The organism is Streptomyces sp. NPDC048461 (assembly GCF_055587105.1).
Genome location: NZ_JBVJGW010000023.1, coordinates 13,732 through 29,598, shown reverse-complemented (window position 1 = coordinate 29,598; position 15,867 = coordinate 13,732). Strand labels below are relative to the sequence as shown.

Here is a 15,867-nt window from a genome sequence, read left to right as displayed (position 1 = left end):
GGCCGCCTCACCCGCTACGGGGTCCAGGTGTGGTCCTCGACCGGGCCGAACGCGGACGGAGGGTCTGCCTCCTCGCGTTCCCAGTCGAGCCAGCGGTCGTAGGCCCCGCGGCCCTGGAGCCGGATGCCGTCGAAGTAGAGGGGGTCGACGAACAGCACGCCGCCGTGGTCGAAGCGGATCTCGGCGGCGCGGACCGTGCCGGCGGCGCGGTCCGACGCGGCGTTGAGCGCGTACCGGACGCCGGTGACGGCGGAGTCGATGCCGTCGCCGCCCAGGAGGTCGTGCCCGTAGGACCCGACGGCGTACTCGTCATCCAGGTCCCACTGCGCGGGCGGCGCCGGGGCGGAGTCCTCGGGGGGCCGGAAGGACAGCTGGCCGGACCCGTGCGGCGCCTCGATGCGGACGTATCCCTCGGCGAGGGCGAGGTAGACGCTGTCGCGCATCGGGGAGAACCGCGGGAGGGGTCGGTCACGGTCGATGAAACCGTGCAGCTGGATGTCCCACACCCGCACCCCGCGCAGTGGGGCGAAGACCCGCTCGTACACCTCGTCCCGGCTCATGCCGAGGATCATGCGCACGCCGAGACGCCGCCGCCCACCGGTTTTCGCGGGGCGGCGGGTTCCGGGTGGGGGCCGGGGCTACGGGGTCCGGGTGCCCTCGGCGGGCTTCCCGGGGGCGGCCGGCTCGGGGGCCTCCTGGAAGTTCACCCGGCCCATGTGCCGGCTCATCGACTTCATCAGGCCCCACACGCCGAGGGCGAGGGCCGCGAACACGAGGAATCCGAGGATTCCGGGGGTCACCTTGTTCTTGTCGAAGGTGTCCCCGGCCAGCGGAAGGAGCTCGTTCAGTGCTGCCTGCGTAGCGCTCATAGCTACGCATTCTCCCGGATGCCCGCGAAGAGGTCGGACTCGGGGAGGGAAGTGTCGACGAGCGACTTCGCCAGCTCGTACTCCTCCGTCGGCCAGACCTCCCTCTGGACGTCCATCGGGACGCGGAACCAGCCGCCGTCGGGGTCGATCTGCGTGGCGTGCGCGATGAGGGCCTTGTCGCGGATCTCGAAGAAGTCGGCGCAGGGGACGTGGGTGGTCAGGGTCCGCTCCGTGCGCTCGAACTCCTTCCATCGCTCCAGCCACTCGCCGTACGGGGACTCCATGCCGCGGGCCAGGAGGGCCTCGTGCAGGGCGACGGTCCGCGGCTTGTTGAAGCCCTGGTTGTAGTAGAGCTTCTGCGGCTGGTAGGCGGGGCCGAACTCGGCCTCCGGGTACTTCACGGTGTCGGTCGCACCGTCGAAGGCCACCATCGTGATCTTGTGGGTCATGATGTGGTCGGGGTGCGGGTAGCCGCCGTTCTCGTCGTACGTGGTGACGACCTGCGGCCGGAAGGTGCGGATCTTCTTCACCAGGCGCCCGGCCGCCTCGTCCACGTCCGCCAGGGCGAAGCAGCCCTCGGGGAGCGGGGGCAGCGGGTCGCCCTCGGGGAGCCCGGAGTCGACGTAGCCGAGCCACTCCTGCTCGATCCCGAGGATCTCGCGCGCCTCGTCCATCTCCTTGGCGCGGACCTCGTGGATGTTCTCCTCGATGTACTTGTCGCCCTGGAGCTTGGGGTTCAGGACCGAGCCCCGCTCACCACCGGTGCAGGTCACGACGAGGACGGGCACCCCCTCGGACACGTACTTGGCCATGGTGGCCGCGCCCTTGCTCGACTCGTCGTCGGGGTGGGCGTGCACGGCCATCAGTCGGAGCTGCTCGGTCAAGACGGGATCCTCTGCAATTCGGTGATGACGACGTCTCTATAGTGACTGAATCGGGGGATGGAAAATTCCGGGGGTGGCCCGCAGGGCCCGGCCTCCGGGCCTCGCTGAAGGGACGATCGATGAGCACGGTGCGCCAGGGGCTGCCCGAGGGCCGGTACGGCCGGTCGGCGGACGAGCGCGCGGACCGGAAGCTCAAGATCATCGGGTCGGTGCTGGGCGTGGCCCTGCTGGGCGTCGTCGGCTGGATCGGCTGGGGATACGTCGCGGGCAAGAGCGTCAGCGCCGAGGTGATCAAGTTCCAGGTCGTCTCCGACACCGAGGTGAAGGTCCACCTGGAGGTGCGCAAGGAGGCCTCGGTCACCGGGGTCTGCACCCTGAGTTCCCAGGACGAGGGGCACGGCGAGGTCGGCCGGGCCGACTTCACCTTCGCCCAGCCGTCGGGGCGCGTGGACGAGGTGGTCTCGCTGAGGACGACCGGCCGCGCCACGATGATCGAGCTGGTCGCATGCCGGCCGGAGGCCTCCGGCCCCACGGGCTGACGCGGCCGCCGCGCCCGGGGTCACCGGGCGTCGCACGGAGGCCCTCGGGAGCGGCGCGGTACCCGCGGGAGGGCTTGCGGGGCCCGGCACGGCGGGCTCCGGACGGCAGGATTCGCACTCCTGCGCGAGTGGTGTCGCGGGCGCCCCGGGCGGGCAATGAACCCCCTGGGTCCTCCCCCTTTTCTTCCCGAATTGTTAGGCTCGTGGTTTCGCCCGCCGCTGGCGGCCTTGTAATTCCCTGTACCGACGAGGAGCACCCGTGACCCAGACGAGCGAGAGCGTCACCTGGCTGACCCAGGCGGCGTACGACCAGCTGAAGGCGGAGCTGGACTACCTCTCTGGTCCCGCCCGCACGGAGATCGCGACGAAGATCGCAGCCGCCCGCGAGGAGGGCGACCTGCGCGAGAACGGCGGTTACCACGCGGCCAAGGAGGAGCAGGGCAAGCAGGAGCTGCGCGTGCGCCAGCTCACGCAGCTCCTGGAGAACGCCAAGGTCGGCACGGCGCCCGCGTCGGACGGCGTGGTCGCTCCCGGCACGCTCGTCAAGATCGCTTTCGACGGCGACGAGGACGACACCATGGAGTTCCTGCTCGCCTCGCGCGAGTACGCGTCCTCCGACTTCGAGACGTACTCCCCGCAGTCCCCGCTGGGCACCGGCGTGATGGGCAAGGCGATCGGCGAGAACGCCGAGTACGAGCTGCCGAACGGCAAGAAGGCCTCGGTCAAGATCCTGGACGTCAAGCCCTTCACCGGCTGACCGTCCCACCCCCTTCGTACGTGACGATGCCCGGCCGGGTCCTCCCGGCCGGGCATCGTCACGTGGAGCGCCGGGCGCCGGGCGCCGGGCGCTACGCGCTCGCCGAGCGGTACTTGCGGACCGCGAGGGTCCGGAAGACCACGATGATCAGCACCGACCAGATCAGCGAGGCCCAGACCGGGTGGACCATCGGCCAGGCGTCGGACGGTGACACGCCCGGGTTGCCGAAGAGCACGCGGCAGGCCTGCACGGTGGCGCTGAACGGGTTCCACTCGGCGATGGGCTGCAGCCAGCTCGCCATGTTCTCGGTGGGCACGAAGGCGTTCGAGATGAACGTGACGGGGAAGAGCCAGATCAGGCCGCCCGAGGTGGCCGCCTCCGGGGTCCGCACCGACAGGCCGATCAGCGCGCCGATCCAGGAGAAGGCGTACCCGAGCAGCAGGAGCAGGGCGAATCCGGCGAGGGCCTTGGGGATGCCCTCGTGGATGCGCCAGCCGACGAGGAGCGCCACGATCGCGAGGACCACCAGGGTCAGCGCGGTCTGGACGAGGTCGGCCAGCGTCCGGCCGGTGAGGACCGCTCCGCGGGCCATGGGCAGCGAACGGAAGCGGTCGATGAGGCCCTTGTGCATGTCGTCCGCGATGCCCGCGCCCGCGCCGGCCGTGGCGAAGGTGACGGTCTGGGCGAAGATGCCGGCCATCAGGAAGTTGCGGTAGTCGACGGCGCTGGTCGAGCCGCCGATCATCATCGAGCCGCCGAACACGTAGCTGAACAGCACGACGAACATGATCGGCTGGATCAGTCCGAAGATGACCATCTCGGGGATGCGGGACATCCGGATGAGGTTGCGCCGGGCGATCACGAGGGAGTCGTTGACGCTCTGGACGAGCCCGCCGCGCGGGCGGGGCGCGGCGAGCTCCCTGCTCGGGGAGGCGCCCGGGGTCGGGGAGGTGAGGGTCACTTCGCCGTCTCCTTCCGGGCCGCCGTGCGGTCCTGGGCGGCCGGCGCGGCGGCGGGACCGCCGTCCTCCCCGGTATCCCGTTCCGCCGCGTGACCGGTCAGGGAGATGAACACGTCGTCGAGGGTGGGGCGGCGCAGGCCGATGTCGTCGATCTCGATGTCCCTGCCGTCGAGCTCGCGGATGACCTCGGCGAGCAGCTTGGCGCCGCCGGAGACCGGCACGGTCAGCTTGCGGGTGTGCTCCTCGACGGTGGTCTCGCCCTTGCCGAACCCGGCGAGGACCTCGCGGGCCGTGCCGATGTGCTGCCGGTCGTGGACGACGACCTCCACGCGCTCGCCGCCGGTGCGGGCCTTGAGCTCGTCGGAGGTGCCGCGGGCGATGACCTTGCCGTGGTCGACCACGCAGATGTCGTGCGCGAGGTGGTCGGCCTCCTCCAGGTACTGGGTGGTGAGCAGGAGGGTGGTGCCGCCCGCGACCAGCTCCTGGATGATCCCCCACAGCTGCTGGCGGTTGCGCGGGTCGAGTCCGGTGGTCGGCTCGTCCATGAACATCACGGGCGGGCTGACGACGAGGGCGGCCGCGAGGTCGAGGCGCCGGCGCATGCCGCCGGAATACGTCTTGGCGGTGCGGTCGGCGGCGTCGGCGAGGTTGAAGCGCTCCAGCAGCTCGGCGGCCCGGGCCTTCGCCGCCGCGGCCTTCATCTGGTAGAGCTGCCCGACCATCTGGAGGTTCTCACGGCCGGTGAGGTACTCGTCGACGGCGGCGAACTGGCCGGAGAGGCCGATCGCCCGCCGGACCTCGTTGGGGTGCTTGAGGACGTCGATCCCGGCAACGACGGCTTTGCCGCTGTCGGGCTGCAGGAGGGTGGTCAGGACGCGCACGGCCGTGGTCTTGCCCGCGCCGTTGGGGCCGAGCAGGCCCAGTACGGTGCCTTCCGGGACATCGAGGTCCACGCCGTCCAGAGCCCGCACGTCACCGAAGGTCTTGACCAGCCCTTCGGCGTATATGGCGCCTGGCATAGGGATTCTCCCAGTGCGAATCGAGTGTTCGAATCGGGTGTTTCCTAGGCAAATCCTAGGGGTGCCGGGCGTGGTCCGCCCGGTACTTCAGGGGATCCGGACGTCGGCCGGGGCCGTACCGTCCGGGCGGACCCTATCGCGTCATATCGCGTACGGCCACGCCTTTTCCCCACACGTCCCCGCCAAGCCCCCCGCCCGCGCCCCCTCGCCCGCTTCCGGCCGGGGTCAGCCCATCACCTTGTACCCCGCGCCGTGCAGCGACCGCGCGACCTCCGCGCAGTGCTCCGGGCCCTTCGTCTCCAGGTGGAGCTCGACCTCCACCTCGGTCAGCCCCAGCCGCGGGTCGGTCCGTACGTGGCTCACGTCCAGCACGTTCGCGTCGGACCCCGACAGCACGCCCAGCAGCCCGGCCAGGGCCCCCGGCCGGTCGGTCACGCGCAGCCGCAGCGACAGGTAGCGGCCCGCCGCCGCCATGCCGTGGCGCAGGATCCGCTGGAGCAGCAGCGGGTCCACGTTGCCACCGGACAGGACGGCCACCACCGGTCCGCCGCCGTACCGTTCCGGCTCGCTCAGCAGCGCGGCGACCGGGCTGCACCCGGCGGGCTCCACCACGAGCTTGGCCCGCTCCAGGCAGAGCAGCAGGGCGCTGGAGAGCGCGTCCTCGGAAACCGTCCGCACGTCGTCGAGGAGTTCACCGATGATCTTGAAGGGGACGTCGCCGGGGCGGCCGACCTTGATGCCGTCCGCCATCGTGCTGGGGGCGTCGATCGACACCGGGTGCCCGACCTTGAGCGAGGGCGGGTACGCCGCCGCCCCGGCGGCCTGCACCCCGACGACCCGTACGTCCGGCCGCAGCGCCTTCACCGCGACCGCGATGCCGGCGGCGAGGCCGCCGCCGCCGATCCCGACGAGGATCGTGCGCACCTCGGGGCACTGCTCCAGGATCTCCAGGCCCACCGTGCCCTGGCCCGCGATGATGTCGCGGTGGTCGAAGGGGTGGATGAACACGGCTCCGGTGCGGTCCGCGTACTCCTGGGCGGCGGCCAGGGTCTCGTCCACCACCTCCCCGTACATGCGCACCTCGGCGCCGTACTCCTGGGTCGCGGCCACCTTCGGCAGCGGCGCCCCGACCGGCATGAACACCGTCGAGCGGACCCCGAGCAGGGAGGAGGCCAGCGCCACGCCCTGCGCGTGGTTGCCCGCGCTGGCCGCCACGACGCCCGCCGCGCGCTGCTCCGGGCGCAGGCCCGCGATGCGCACGTACGCCCCGCGCAGCTTGAAGGAGCCGGTCCGCTGGAGGTTCTCGCACTTGAGGTGGACCGGGGACCCGGTGAGCGCGGAAAGGTGCCGGCTGCCCTCCATCGCGGTGACCCGCGCGACGCCGGACAGCATCTTCTGCGCTCCCCGGACGTCGTCGAGGATGACCTGGGGGACGGGCTGGGGCACGCGGTAGTTCATGCCGCCAGTCTCGCAGTCCCCGCCCGGCCCGGCTCGGGACGCCAGCCCCTGAGACGCGGCCCGCGGACGGCCCGGGCGCGGACCGCCGCCACAGGCGATATCCCGCCATCCGGGACGGGTGCGGAGCGGGCACGCGCACGGGCCGCACGAGTTCTCGTACGAGGCGTACGAGCCGCCGTACAGCCGCGTACTCTGTCCCCCAACCTTGTCGGACCACGCGAAGAGAGCCCACGGCCATGCCTTCCACCCCGGCCAATTCCGACCTGCCCGTGGCGGCCGAAGCGCCCGCCGGTGGCGGTCTCCTCGACGCGCTCCAGCACCAGGTGGCGGTCTTCGCGCGGCGTGCCGAGCAGACCCGTCTGGGCGGCGTCGGCCAGGCGCGCAACTCGATGGACCGCGCCGCGTACCTGCTGCTGAACCGGCTCGATCTGGAGGGGCCGATGGGCGTCAAGGCGCTCGCCGGCGGCATGGGCATCGACTCCTCGACCGTGACGCGGCAGGTCGCGCCGCTGGTCGACAGCGGCCTGGTCAAGCGGACCTCGCACCCCGAGGACGGGCGGGCCGTGGTGCTGGCGCTGTCCGCGCGCGGGCTGGCGCGGCTGGAGGAGGTCCGCTCCTCTCGGCGCGAGCTGATGGTGCGCGTGACGGAGGGCTGGAGCGAGGACGAGCGCGAGGCCTTCACCGGGCTGCTGACCCGGTTCAACCTGTCGCTGTCGGAGCTGATGGCGGCCGTGTCCGACGCCGGACCGGCCTCCTGAACGGCTCGCTGCGTCCGACCTCTTGACCGGGGCGGTCCCGGTGCCCGCACTATGTCGCTATGCGGGCGGTGGACCACCGGGGAGGCCCCTACGCGGAGTTCGAGGCCTTCGTCGCGGGCGCGGCGGGGCGGCTCCTGCACGTCGCGATCCTGCTGACCGGCGACGCCGAGCCGGCCCGGCGGCTGCTGGCGGGCGCGCTGGCCCGTACGTACGCCGACTGGCGGCGGCTGCGCGGGGACGACCCGTACGACTTCACCCGCCAGGAGCTGTGCGCCGCCTTCGCGCGCACGGGCTGGCGCCACCACGGCGGCACGGGCCTGCTGGCCCGGCTGAGCCCGCTGGAGCGGCTCGTGCTCGTGCTGCGGGTGTACGAGGGGGTCGCCGACGAGGTCGTAGCGGCGCAGCTGGGGCTGCCGGTGGAACGGGTCCGGGTGCTGTGCAACCGGGCCGTTGCGGCGATGCGCGCCCGGGAGGCGGCGTGAGCGGGTTCCCGGACCGGAAGGAAGCCGAGGTCAGGCAGGCCATGGAGGCCCCGTACCCGGTGGTGCCGGCCGGTCTGGCGGCGGGTGCGGCGGCCCGCGGCGACCGGATCATGCGGCGGCGGCGGGCCCTGCAACGGCTCGGCTGGGCCGTGCTCGTCGCGGCGGCGGCGGCCTTCACGGTCTGGGCCTCCGTGACCCGCCCCTGGACGGTCCCCCCGAGCGGCATCTCCCCACCCCTGGAGGGCTGGTAGCCCCGGCCGGGGAAAATCCGGGCCCGGCGTCGGCGATCAGCCCCGGCCGGGGCACATCCAGCCCCGCCGGCGTGTGAGGCGCGGGGTCCGGGGCGGAGCCCCGGCAACGGCGCGGCACGGACAGCCGCACAGGGCCCCGCCCGGCGGGCCCCCCGGGAGGCGAGGGGCACCGGCACGAACACCGGCAAGCCCCCCGCCAGGGGCACGGCTAGCCCAGCGCCCGCACCAGGTCCGCCACGAGGTCGTCGGCGTTCTCGATGCCCACCGACAGGCGGATCAGGTCCGCCGGGACCTCCAGGGCCGAGCCGGCCACCGACGCGTGCGTCATGCGGCCCGGGTGCTCGATCAGGGACTCGACGCCGCCCAGGGACTCGGCCAGCGTGAAGATCGTGGTGCGGCCGCACACCGCGACGGCCTCTTCCTCGCCGCCGGCGACCCGGAAGGAGATCATTCCGCCGAAGTTGCGCATCTGCTTGGCGGCGACCTCGTGGCCCGGGTGCTCGGGCAGGCCCGGGTAGAGGACCTGGGTGACCTTGGGGTGGCGGGACAGCATCTCGACGACCTTGCCCGCGTTCTCCGCGTGCCGGTCCATGCGGACGGCCAGCGTCTTGATGCCGCGCAGCACGATCCACGAGTCGAACGGACCGGCGACCGCGCCCATCGCGTTCTGGTGGTAGGCGAGCTCCTCGCCCAGCGCGGCGTCGGCGGTGACCAGCGCGCCGCCGACCACGTCGGAGTGTCCGCCCATGTACTTGGTCAGCGAGTGCACGACGACGTCCGCGCCCAGGGCCAGCGGCTGCTGGAGGTAGGGCGAGGCGAAGGTGTTGTCGACGACCAGCTTGGCGCCGGCCGTGCGCGCGATGTCCGCGACCACGGCGATGTCGGTGATGCCGAGCAGCGGGTTGGAGGGGGTCTCGACCCAGATGACCTTGGTCTTCGGGGTCAGGGCCGCGCGCACCGAGTCCGGGTCGGAGGTGTCGGCCACCGACCACTCCACGCCCCAGCGGGAGACGACCTTCGCGAACAGGCGGAAGGTGCCGCCGTACGCGTCGTTCGGGATGACCACGTGGTCGCCCGGGGAGAGCAGCGTACGGAGCAGGCAGTCCTCGGCGGCGAGCCCGGACGCGAAGGCGAGGCCGCGCCGGCCGCCTTCGAGCGCCGCGAGGTTCTCCTCCAGCGCGGTGCGGGTCGGGTTGGCGCTGCGGCTGTACTCGTAACCGCCGCGCAGTCCGCCGACGCCGTCCTGCTTGTACGTGGATACCTGGTAGATCGGTGGTACGACCGCACCGGTCCGGGGGTCCGCCGTATTGCCCGCATGGATGGCGCGGGTCTCGAAGCTCTGGTGCTCGTGGCTGTGGTCGCTCATGGTCCGATGCTATGCCCCGCCCGGGGGCGCCCCCTCTATTGGCCTGTGCACCCCCTGGTCTGGTTCGCTTGGGACATGGAGATTTTGTGGTTGCTGTTCTCGATCGGCCTGCTCGTGGCCATCGTCGGCCCGTACATACGGCGCAAGCGCGGCGGCATCCGGCTGGCCGCGCCCGGCAGCCCCGACGCGGCCGACCCCGAGAACTACGGGTTCGCGCGGCAGGAGCAGCTCGACATCCGCGTGCCGGGTCCCGACCAGGACCTGATGGACGCCCTCGGCAACGTGCAGCGCAGCGGAACGTGGCAGGCGGCGTCGGGGCTGCTGGCCGGCACCCCGAAGGACGGCGAGCGGCGCTGGCAGCGCGTGCAGGCCTTCGGCGGCGCGGCGGCGCTGGAGCTCGTACAGCAGCCGGGTGCGGGCGCGCAGTGGCTGAAGGCCTGGCGGCTGGAGGCGGAGAAGGACGCGGGCGGCGCGCAGGTGCACGCCGAGCTGCTGGTGCAGCAGGCGTGGCGGCACTCGGGCGGGGTCGGTTCGCAGGACCACCGCATCATCCTGGAGGAGGCGCGGGAGGCGTGCCGCAAGGCGGCGCTGCTGGCGCCGGGCGACCCGGTCCCGTACATCACCGAGCTGGCGATCGCGCGCGGACTGGCCTACCCGGAGGCGGAGTTCGACGCGTTGTGGGCGAAGGTCATCGACCGCGCGCCGGACCACATGGGCGCGCACATCGCGGCGCTGCACTACTGGGGCGAGAAGTGGCACGGCTCGCGGGAGAAGGCCGACGCGTTCTCGCACGCGGCCGCGGCCCGGGCCCCGCAGGGCTCGCTGCTGGCGGCGCTGCCGCTGTTCGCGCTGTACGAGAACCTGCCGGACGTGGTCCTGGTCGGCAGCTTCTGGCAGAGCGCGGTCGTGACGCGGGCGGTGGAGGGCGCGCTGTACGCCGTGCACACGGCGCGGCAGGACGACCCGATGCTGGCGCACGTGCGGCACCTGCTGCTGTCGTTCCTGGTCAGCATGGAGCGCTGGGCGGAGGCGATGGAGCAGGTGCGGCACGTGGACGGGTACGTGGGCGCCCTGCCGTGGTCGGCGACGCCCGACCCGGCGGCGTCGTACGCGGTGCACCGCGCCCTGGCCGTGGCGGGTTACGAGGCGAACGGCGGCTCCCCGGCAACCCTGCCGCACTGACCGGTGTGCCGGGGCGGGTCCGGGGTTCCGCGGGCAGGCTCCCGGCGTGCCCCGTCCCGATCCGCCCGGCCCGTCCCGATCCGCCCGGCGCACCCGTGCGCGCACCCGCGCACCCGCGCACGCACGTGGTCGCACGCGCACTCGCACGTCGAAGAACCGCGCCCGTTCCCTCCCCCGGCGGGATCTGTGCGCAGGGGCGCTTCGCTGCGCGCCGTGCGCGCCCTCGTCCTGCTCGCGGGCTTCCACCTGCCGCGGCGTGGGCCGACGCGGCGGGGGCGACGCGGCGGGGCGGGAATCCCGGCCCGCCATCGTCCGTTGACACTGCAACAAGGAGGGAATCCATGTTCTCGTACCGCCGCACGCCCGAGCTCCCCACCCGCGAGGAGGCCCTCACGGGCCGCCGGGAGCCGCTGTTCGCCGTCCCCGACCGCCACACCGTCCTCGGCAACCCGCTCTCCGGGCCCTACCCCGCCGGCCTGGAGGTCGCCGACTTCGGGCTGGGCTGCTTCTGGGGCGCGGAGCGCAAGTTCTGGCAGACCCCGGGGGTGTGGACCACGCTCGCCGGATACCAGGGCGGCTTCACCGAGAACCCCACGTACGAGGAGGTCTGCTCGGGCCGCACCGGCCACACGGAGGTCGTCCGGGTGGTCTTCGACCCGTCGGCCGTCTCCTACGAGGCCCTCCTGAAGCTGTTCTGGGAGTCCCACGACCCCACCCAGGGCTTCCGCCAGGGCAACGACGTCGGCACCCAGTACCGCTCCGCCGTCTACACCCACTCCCCCGCCCACCAGGCGGTGGCCGAGGCCTCCCGCACGGCCTACCAGCAGGTCCTGACGGCCTCGGGCCACGGCGAGATCACCACGGCGGTCCTCCCGGCCTCCGAGCGCCCCTTCTGGCCGGCCGAGGCGGGCCACCAGCAGTACCTGGACAAGAACCCCGGCGGCTACTGCGGCATCGGCGGCACGGGCGTCTCCTGCCCGATCGGCGTGACCGGCACCCCGTAACCCCCGACGGCCCGGTCGCCGCGCCTCACCCGTTCGGGTGGGGCGCGGCCATTGCGCTGGGTACGCTGGCGCCGGGGCCCAGAATCTCGCTCATGGGAGCAACCGTGACCAGCACCTCCGGCGCCGGGCAGCCGCTCATCCCGCAGCCACCGGCCACCGTGACCGCGCTGCGGCAGGCCGTCGCACAGATCACCCCCGCGGCTCTGCCCGCGTTCACCCGCGAGCTGGACCAGGCGGCGGACCAGGCCCGGCAAGGGGCGAACCTCGGCCCGCTGCAGCGTTTCACCGCCCAGTGGGCGGCGTACGTCCACATCCAGCGCCAGCCGCCCCTGGCCGGTGAACTCCGGCGCTGGGAGGCGGCGGCGGCGAGCGGCGACGCCGCGCAGGCCCTGCGCGCCGCCTCCGAGATCGGCCGGATCCTGGACGAGGCGCACGCCGCGCTCAACAGCGTCCGCCCGTGAACGAGGGCTGGCGCTGGGAGTACAGCCCCGATCACGCCCATGTCGCGGGCGGCGTTCCGGCCCACGTGGTCGACGAGGTCGAGCGGCTGGCGGACCAGCTCACCGATGTGGCCGACATGGGGGTCGATCCGGGCGAACTCGGCAATGGCCCACACAGCGGTGGCTTGCGCCGGATGGACGCCGCCGACGGTTGGTTCTACTTCCTCGCTGCTCCACGCGCGCGTCTGATCGTCGTCGTCAGAATCATCCCGCCGTTCGACGCCCTCTAGGCCGGGCCCCGTCAGACCACCGTCACGCGGGGGTTCGCCCAGGAGGTGTGGTCGAAGGACGAGTTCGCGTTGGCGTCCTCCACCACCAGGTGGAGCAGGCGGACGCCGCGGACGTCCACGTCGACCGGGACGGGGCCCGACGCGCCCGTCAGGACCGGGCTGGTGAACAGGACGCGGCCGTCGCCGCGGACCGTGGCGCGGGTGGCGCCGGCGGCGGACTGCTTCTTCGAGAAGTCGTCGATGCCGACGAGCGCCGTGAAGCGGGAGCCCCGCCCGCCCAGGTGGTAGACGAGCTCCGACGGGGCGTGGACGCCCAGGCCCTTGGCGTGCGTGACGCCGCCGAAGGCGATCGGGGTGCCGTCCCCCGCCTCCTTGCGGCCGTTGGAGCGGTCGATCTCCACCGGGCCCCAGCCGTTGGCCGCCGAGACCCACGGCAGGTCGCTGAGCCAGCTGTCCCGGGTCGGCGGCGCCGGGAGCGGGGTGAGGCGGACGGGAGCCGTGAACCGGTACGCGGAGGTCGTCGCCGCCGCCGTCAGCACGGCCGGCGCCGACGACGGCGCGGTCAGCGTCCACACGGTGGTCAGCGAGGCCCCCGGGGCCAGCGAGGCGGCGCTCACCGGCCCCGCCGGGGTGGCCGTCCAGCCCGCCGGGACCGGGAGGCCGACGCGGGCGTCCGGCCAGGGGCGGGCGGTCCCGTTGGACAGGCGGGTGGTGACCGTGGCCGCGTCCGCGGACACGGTCGCGGTCAGGCCCCACGGGCGGCGCGGATAGGTGGCGGACCAGGACGAACGCAGCAGGGCCGTCAGCGCGGAGACCACCGCCGGGTGGGCGGCGGCCACGTCGCGCTGCTCGCCGATGTCCGTGCCCAGGTCGTACAGCTCGAACTGCCACTGCGCGTCGGGGGCGCCCAGGTCCCGGGCCGGGGCGAACCGCACCGCCTTCCACTTGTCCTTGCGGACCGCCTCCGCGACCCGCTTGGCCCGGCCCCCGTCCGCCGCGTTGGCCCGGCTGGTGACGCCCTGCTCGTCGCGGTACCAGTACAGGTGGTCGTGGAGCGGCGCGAGGGCCGCCGAGCCGTTCAGCACCGGGGCGGCCGACAGGCCGTCGATGTCGGCGGGAGCCGGGGCCCCCGCCAGCTCGGCCAGGGTGGGCAGTACGTCGTACAGCGGGGTCGGGCGGGCGCTGGTGGTGCCGGGGGCGATCCGGCCCGGGGCCCAGGCGATCAGCGGGACCCGCACGCCGCCCTCGTACAGGTTGCGCTTGTAGCCGCGCAGCGGGCCGTTGGCGTCGAAGAGGTCCGGGTTCACCCCGCCCTCCTCGTGCGGTCCGTTGTCGGAGGCGAACAGGACCACGGTGCGGTCCGCGACGCCGCGGGCGACCAGCCGGTCCACCACCGCGCCGACCTGGGCGTCGAGGAGGCTGATCTGGGCCGCGTGCGCCTTGTTCTCCCGGGTCCAGGACTTCGAGGCGTACGCGCCGAGGTCGGGGACCTCGCTCGGCGCGTGCGGGAGGTTGGGGGTCAGGAAGAGGAGGAAGGGGTCCGGGCCGCCCGCGTGCGCGTCGATGAAGCCGAGGGCGCGCGCGGCGATGGCGTCGGGGGCGAACGTGCCGGCCGCCACCGGCTCCTTGGCGCCGTTGTGCCACAGGTACGACGGGTAGTACTGGTGGGCGTGCCCGTGGTCGATGTACCCGTAGAACTCCTCGAAACCCCGCGCGCCCGGGTGGCTCGGCTGGTCCCCGGCCTCGGGGCCGAAGCCCCACTTGCCGAACAGGCCCGTACGGTAGCCCCGCGCCCGGAGCACCTCCGCGAAGGTGGTGTCCCCGGCGGCGAGGGCGCCCGGGCCGCCGCCGCCCGGGTTCGCCCGGACGGCCGCGTGACCGGTGTGCAGGCCGGTCAGCAGCGCGGCCCGGGAGGGCGCGCAGACGGCGGCCGCCGCGTAGGCGTCGGTGAACCGGAGCCCCTGCGCCGCGAGTTGGTCCAGGCGCGGGGTGCTGATGAGCTTCTGGCCGTACGCGCCCAGGTCGCCGTAGCCCAGGTCGTCGGCCAGGATCACCACCAGGTGGGGCGGGGCGGCGGCGCCGGCGGCGTCCTCCGCGGGCGCCGCGCCGGGCGCGCCGTCGGCGGCCGCGGACCCCGCCGCCGGGAGCTGCGCGAGGGCGGCGAGGCCTGCGGCGGCCGCCGATCCGGCGAGGAAGTGTCGGCGGCTGGGCATCTCGAACTCCTGGGCTGCGGGCGGACGGTGAGGAGATCATCCGCGGGGCGGCCCTGCCGAGACCATGCACGGGGCGTGAAGAACGTGTGACACGCGCGCCCGGGACACCCGGGACGCCCGGCACGTGCGCCGCACCGCCGCACCGCCGGACCGCCCGACGCCCCGACGCCCCGACGCCCCGACGGCGAACGGCCCGGCCGCAGCGCGGCCGGACCGTCGTGCTCCAGGGCTCCCGTGCGGCGCGCCGCACGCGGCCCGCCGCGCCGTCCCTCAGATGGTCGCGGTGTCGATCACGAAGCGGTAGCGCACGTCGCTCGCCACGACCCGGTCGTACGCCTCGTTGATCTGGTCCGCGCCGATCAGCTCGATCTCCGCCCCCAGACCGTGCTCGGCGCAGAAGTCCAGCATCTCCTGCGTCTCGGCGATGCCGCCGATCATCGACCCGGCGAGCGTCTTGCGGCCGCCTATGACGGAGAACAGGTTCAGCGACACCGGCTCCTCCGGGGCGCCGACGTTCACGAAGGCGCCGTCGACCTTCAGCAGCGCCAGGTAGGCGTCGAGGGGCAGCGGCGCGGAGACGGTGGAGACGATCAGGTCGAACTGGCCGGCCAGCTTCTCGAAGGTGGTCTCGTCGCTGGTGGCGTAGTAGTGCGAGGCGCCCAGCTTCAGCCCGTCGTCCTTCTTGCGCAGGGACTGCGACAGCACGGTGACCTCGGCGCCCAGCGCGTTCGCGATCTTCACGCCCATGTGGCCGAGACCGCCGAGGCCGACGATGGCGACCTTCTTGCCGGGACCGGCGCCCCAGTGCTTCAGCGGCGAGTAGAGGGTGATGCCGGCGCACAGCAGCGGGGCGGCGACGTCGAGGGCGACGCCCTCCGGGATCCGGAGGGTGTAGTTCTCGTCGACGACGATGTGCGTGGAGTAGCCGCCGTAGGTGGGCTCGCCGTTCTTGTCGAGGGCGTTGTAGGTGCCGGTCATGCCCTTGACGCAGTACTGCTCCTGGCCGCGCAGGCAGTACTCGCACTCCCGGCAGGAGTCGACGAAACAGCCGACGCCGACGCGGTCGCCGACCTTGTGCAGGGTCACGCCGGGGCCGATCTCGGCGACGACGCCGGCGATCTCGTGGCCGGGGACCATCGGGAAGATCGCCTCGCCCCAGCCCTCGCGGGCCTGGTGGATGTCGGAGTGGCAGATGCCGGCGTACTTGATGTCGATGAGGACGTCGTGTTCGCCGACCGGGCGGCGCGGGACGGTCGTGCGCTCCAGCGGGGCCTTGGCGGCGGGGGCCGCGTAGGCGGATACCTGGGTGACGGACATGGTGGGGGCTCCTCAGCGGTGACGCGGTAGGGGTGTGCGGTGCGGCGGCGCCGTGCCGTGCGTACCGGTGGCGGCGT

18 protein-coding genes are annotated in these 15,867 nt (G+C 73.3%); 9 read left to right on the top strand and 9 right to left on the bottom strand.

Annotation, left to right across the window (positions count from 1 at the left end; genetic code table 11):
* Positions 1-14: 14 nt before the first annotated feature.
* From ACZ6S8_RS30540 to mca, 3 genes are all read right to left on the bottom strand, one after another.
* Positions 15-560: a hypothetical protein gene (locus ACZ6S8_RS30540; RefSeq protein WP_469460654.1), complete on the bottom strand. Its 546-nt coding sequence runs from the start codon at positions 558-560 to the stop codon at positions 15-17.
* 78 nt (positions 561-638) lie between these two features.
* Positions 639-869 (bottom strand): hypothetical protein, encoded by a 231-nt coding sequence (locus ACZ6S8_RS30535; RefSeq protein ID WP_469460653.1) that lies wholly within the window; start codon positions 867-869, stop codon positions 639-641.
* A 2-nt stretch (positions 870-871) separates the two neighbouring features.
* Positions 872-1,753, bottom strand: coding sequence for a mycothiol conjugate amidase Mca (gene mca, locus ACZ6S8_RS30530; protein WP_469460652.1), 882 nt, complete (start codon positions 1,751-1,753; stop codon positions 872-874).
* Positions 1,754-1,872: 119 nt separating this feature from the next.
* On the opposite strand from mca, the gene ACZ6S8_RS30525 reads away from it, so the two are divergent.
* Both ACZ6S8_RS30525 and greA read left to right on the top strand, forming a co-directional pair.
* Positions 1,873-2,292: a DUF4307 domain-containing protein gene (locus ACZ6S8_RS30525; RefSeq protein WP_469460651.1), complete on the top strand. Its 420-nt coding sequence runs from the start codon at positions 1,873-1,875 to the stop codon at positions 2,290-2,292.
* Between the two features lie 259 nt (positions 2,293-2,551).
* The gene (gene greA, locus ACZ6S8_RS30520; protein WP_469460650.1) at positions 2,552-3,049 is read left to right on the top strand and encodes a transcription elongation factor GreA; all 498 of its coding nucleotides are present in this window, start codon (positions 2,552-2,554) and stop codon (positions 3,047-3,049) included.
* Positions 3,050-3,140: 91 nt separating this feature from the next.
* Here greA and ACZ6S8_RS30515 read toward each other — a convergent pair whose 3' ends face one another.
* The 3 genes from ACZ6S8_RS30515 to ilvA all read right to left on the bottom strand — a co-directional run bounded on the left by ACZ6S8_RS30515 (position 3,141) and on the right by ilvA (position 6,487).
* Positions 3,141-4,010, bottom strand: a complete 870-nt coding sequence (locus ACZ6S8_RS30515) for an ABC transporter permease (RefSeq protein ID WP_469460649.1) — start codon at positions 4,008-4,010, stop codon at positions 3,141-3,143.
* Positions 4,007-5,029 (bottom strand): ATP-binding cassette domain-containing protein, encoded by a 1,023-nt coding sequence (locus ACZ6S8_RS30510; RefSeq protein WP_469460648.1) that lies wholly within the window; start codon positions 5,027-5,029, stop codon positions 4,007-4,009. The genes ACZ6S8_RS30515 and ACZ6S8_RS30510 overlap by 4 nt, the downstream gene beginning before the upstream one ends.
* A 225-nt stretch (positions 5,030-5,254) precedes the next feature.
* Positions 5,255-6,487, bottom strand: coding sequence for a threonine ammonia-lyase (gene ilvA / locus ACZ6S8_RS30505; protein WP_469460647.1), 1,233 nt, complete (start codon positions 6,485-6,487; stop codon positions 5,255-5,257).
* A gap of 236 nt (positions 6,488-6,723) precedes the next feature.
* Here ilvA and ACZ6S8_RS30500 point away from each other — a divergent pair, with 236 nt between their 5' ends.
* The 3 genes from ACZ6S8_RS30500 to ACZ6S8_RS30490 are packed head-to-tail and all read left to right on the top strand — an operon-like array spanning position 6,724 to position 7,978.
* The gene (locus ACZ6S8_RS30500) at positions 6,724-7,245 is read left to right on the top strand and encodes a MarR family winged helix-turn-helix transcriptional regulator (protein WP_469460646.1); all 522 of its coding nucleotides are present in this window, start codon (positions 6,724-6,726) and stop codon (positions 7,243-7,245) included.
* A gap of 59 nt (positions 7,246-7,304) precedes the next feature.
* Positions 7,305-7,727 (top strand): sigma factor-like helix-turn-helix DNA-binding protein, encoded by a 423-nt coding sequence (locus ACZ6S8_RS30495; RefSeq protein ID WP_469460645.1) that lies wholly within the window; start codon positions 7,305-7,307, stop codon positions 7,725-7,727.
* On the top strand, positions 7,724-7,978 hold the full coding sequence (locus ACZ6S8_RS30490) for a hypothetical protein (protein ID WP_469460644.1): 255 nt from the start codon (positions 7,724-7,726) through the stop codon (positions 7,976-7,978). The genes ACZ6S8_RS30495 and ACZ6S8_RS30490 overlap by 4 nt, the downstream gene beginning before the upstream one ends.
* Before the next feature lie 208 nt (positions 7,979-8,186).
* Here the strand turns inward: ACZ6S8_RS30490 and ACZ6S8_RS30485 are convergent, their stop codons facing one another.
* Complete coding sequence (locus ACZ6S8_RS30485) at positions 8,187-9,344, bottom strand: cystathionine gamma-synthase (protein WP_469460643.1); 1,158 nt, start codon at positions 9,342-9,344, stop codon at positions 8,187-8,189.
* 75 nt (positions 9,345-9,419) lie between these two features.
* Here ACZ6S8_RS30485 and ACZ6S8_RS30480 point away from each other — a divergent pair, with 75 nt between their 5' ends.
* The 4 genes from ACZ6S8_RS30480 to ACZ6S8_RS30465 all read left to right on the top strand — a co-directional run bounded on the left by ACZ6S8_RS30480 (position 9,420) and on the right by ACZ6S8_RS30465 (position 12,260).
* Positions 9,420-10,526 (top strand): hypothetical protein, encoded by a 1,107-nt coding sequence (locus ACZ6S8_RS30480; RefSeq protein WP_469460642.1) that lies wholly within the window; start codon positions 9,420-9,422, stop codon positions 10,524-10,526.
* A gap of 341 nt (positions 10,527-10,867) precedes the next feature.
* Positions 10,868-11,530 (top strand): peptide-methionine (S)-S-oxide reductase MsrA, encoded by a 663-nt coding sequence (gene msrA / locus ACZ6S8_RS30475; RefSeq protein WP_469460641.1) that lies wholly within the window; start codon positions 10,868-10,870, stop codon positions 11,528-11,530.
* Between the two features lie 92 nt (positions 11,531-11,622).
* Entirely contained in the window at positions 11,623-11,991 is a 369-nt protein-coding gene (locus ACZ6S8_RS30470; protein WP_469460640.1) for a hypothetical protein, read from the top strand.
* Positions 11,988-12,260: a hypothetical protein gene (locus ACZ6S8_RS30465; protein WP_469460639.1), complete on the top strand. Its 273-nt coding sequence runs from the start codon at positions 11,988-11,990 to the stop codon at positions 12,258-12,260. Before ACZ6S8_RS30470 ends, ACZ6S8_RS30465 begins: the two co-directional genes overlap by 4 nt.
* An 11-nt stretch (positions 12,261-12,271) precedes the next feature.
* Here the strand turns inward: ACZ6S8_RS30465 and ACZ6S8_RS30460 are convergent, their stop codons facing one another.
* Positions 12,272-14,473 carry a sulfatase-like hydrolase/transferase gene (locus ACZ6S8_RS30460; RefSeq protein ID WP_469460638.1) on the bottom strand — a complete coding sequence of 734 codons (2,202 nt, stop codon included), beginning with the start codon at positions 14,471-14,473 and terminating at the stop codon, positions 12,272-12,274.
* A 270-nt stretch (positions 14,474-14,743) separates the two neighbouring features.
* Positions 14,744-15,790: an NAD(P)-dependent alcohol dehydrogenase gene (locus tag ACZ6S8_RS30455; RefSeq protein WP_469460637.1), complete on the bottom strand. Its 1,047-nt coding sequence runs from the start codon at positions 15,788-15,790 to the stop codon at positions 14,744-14,746.
* Between the last annotated feature and the right edge of the window lie 77 nt (positions 15,791-15,867).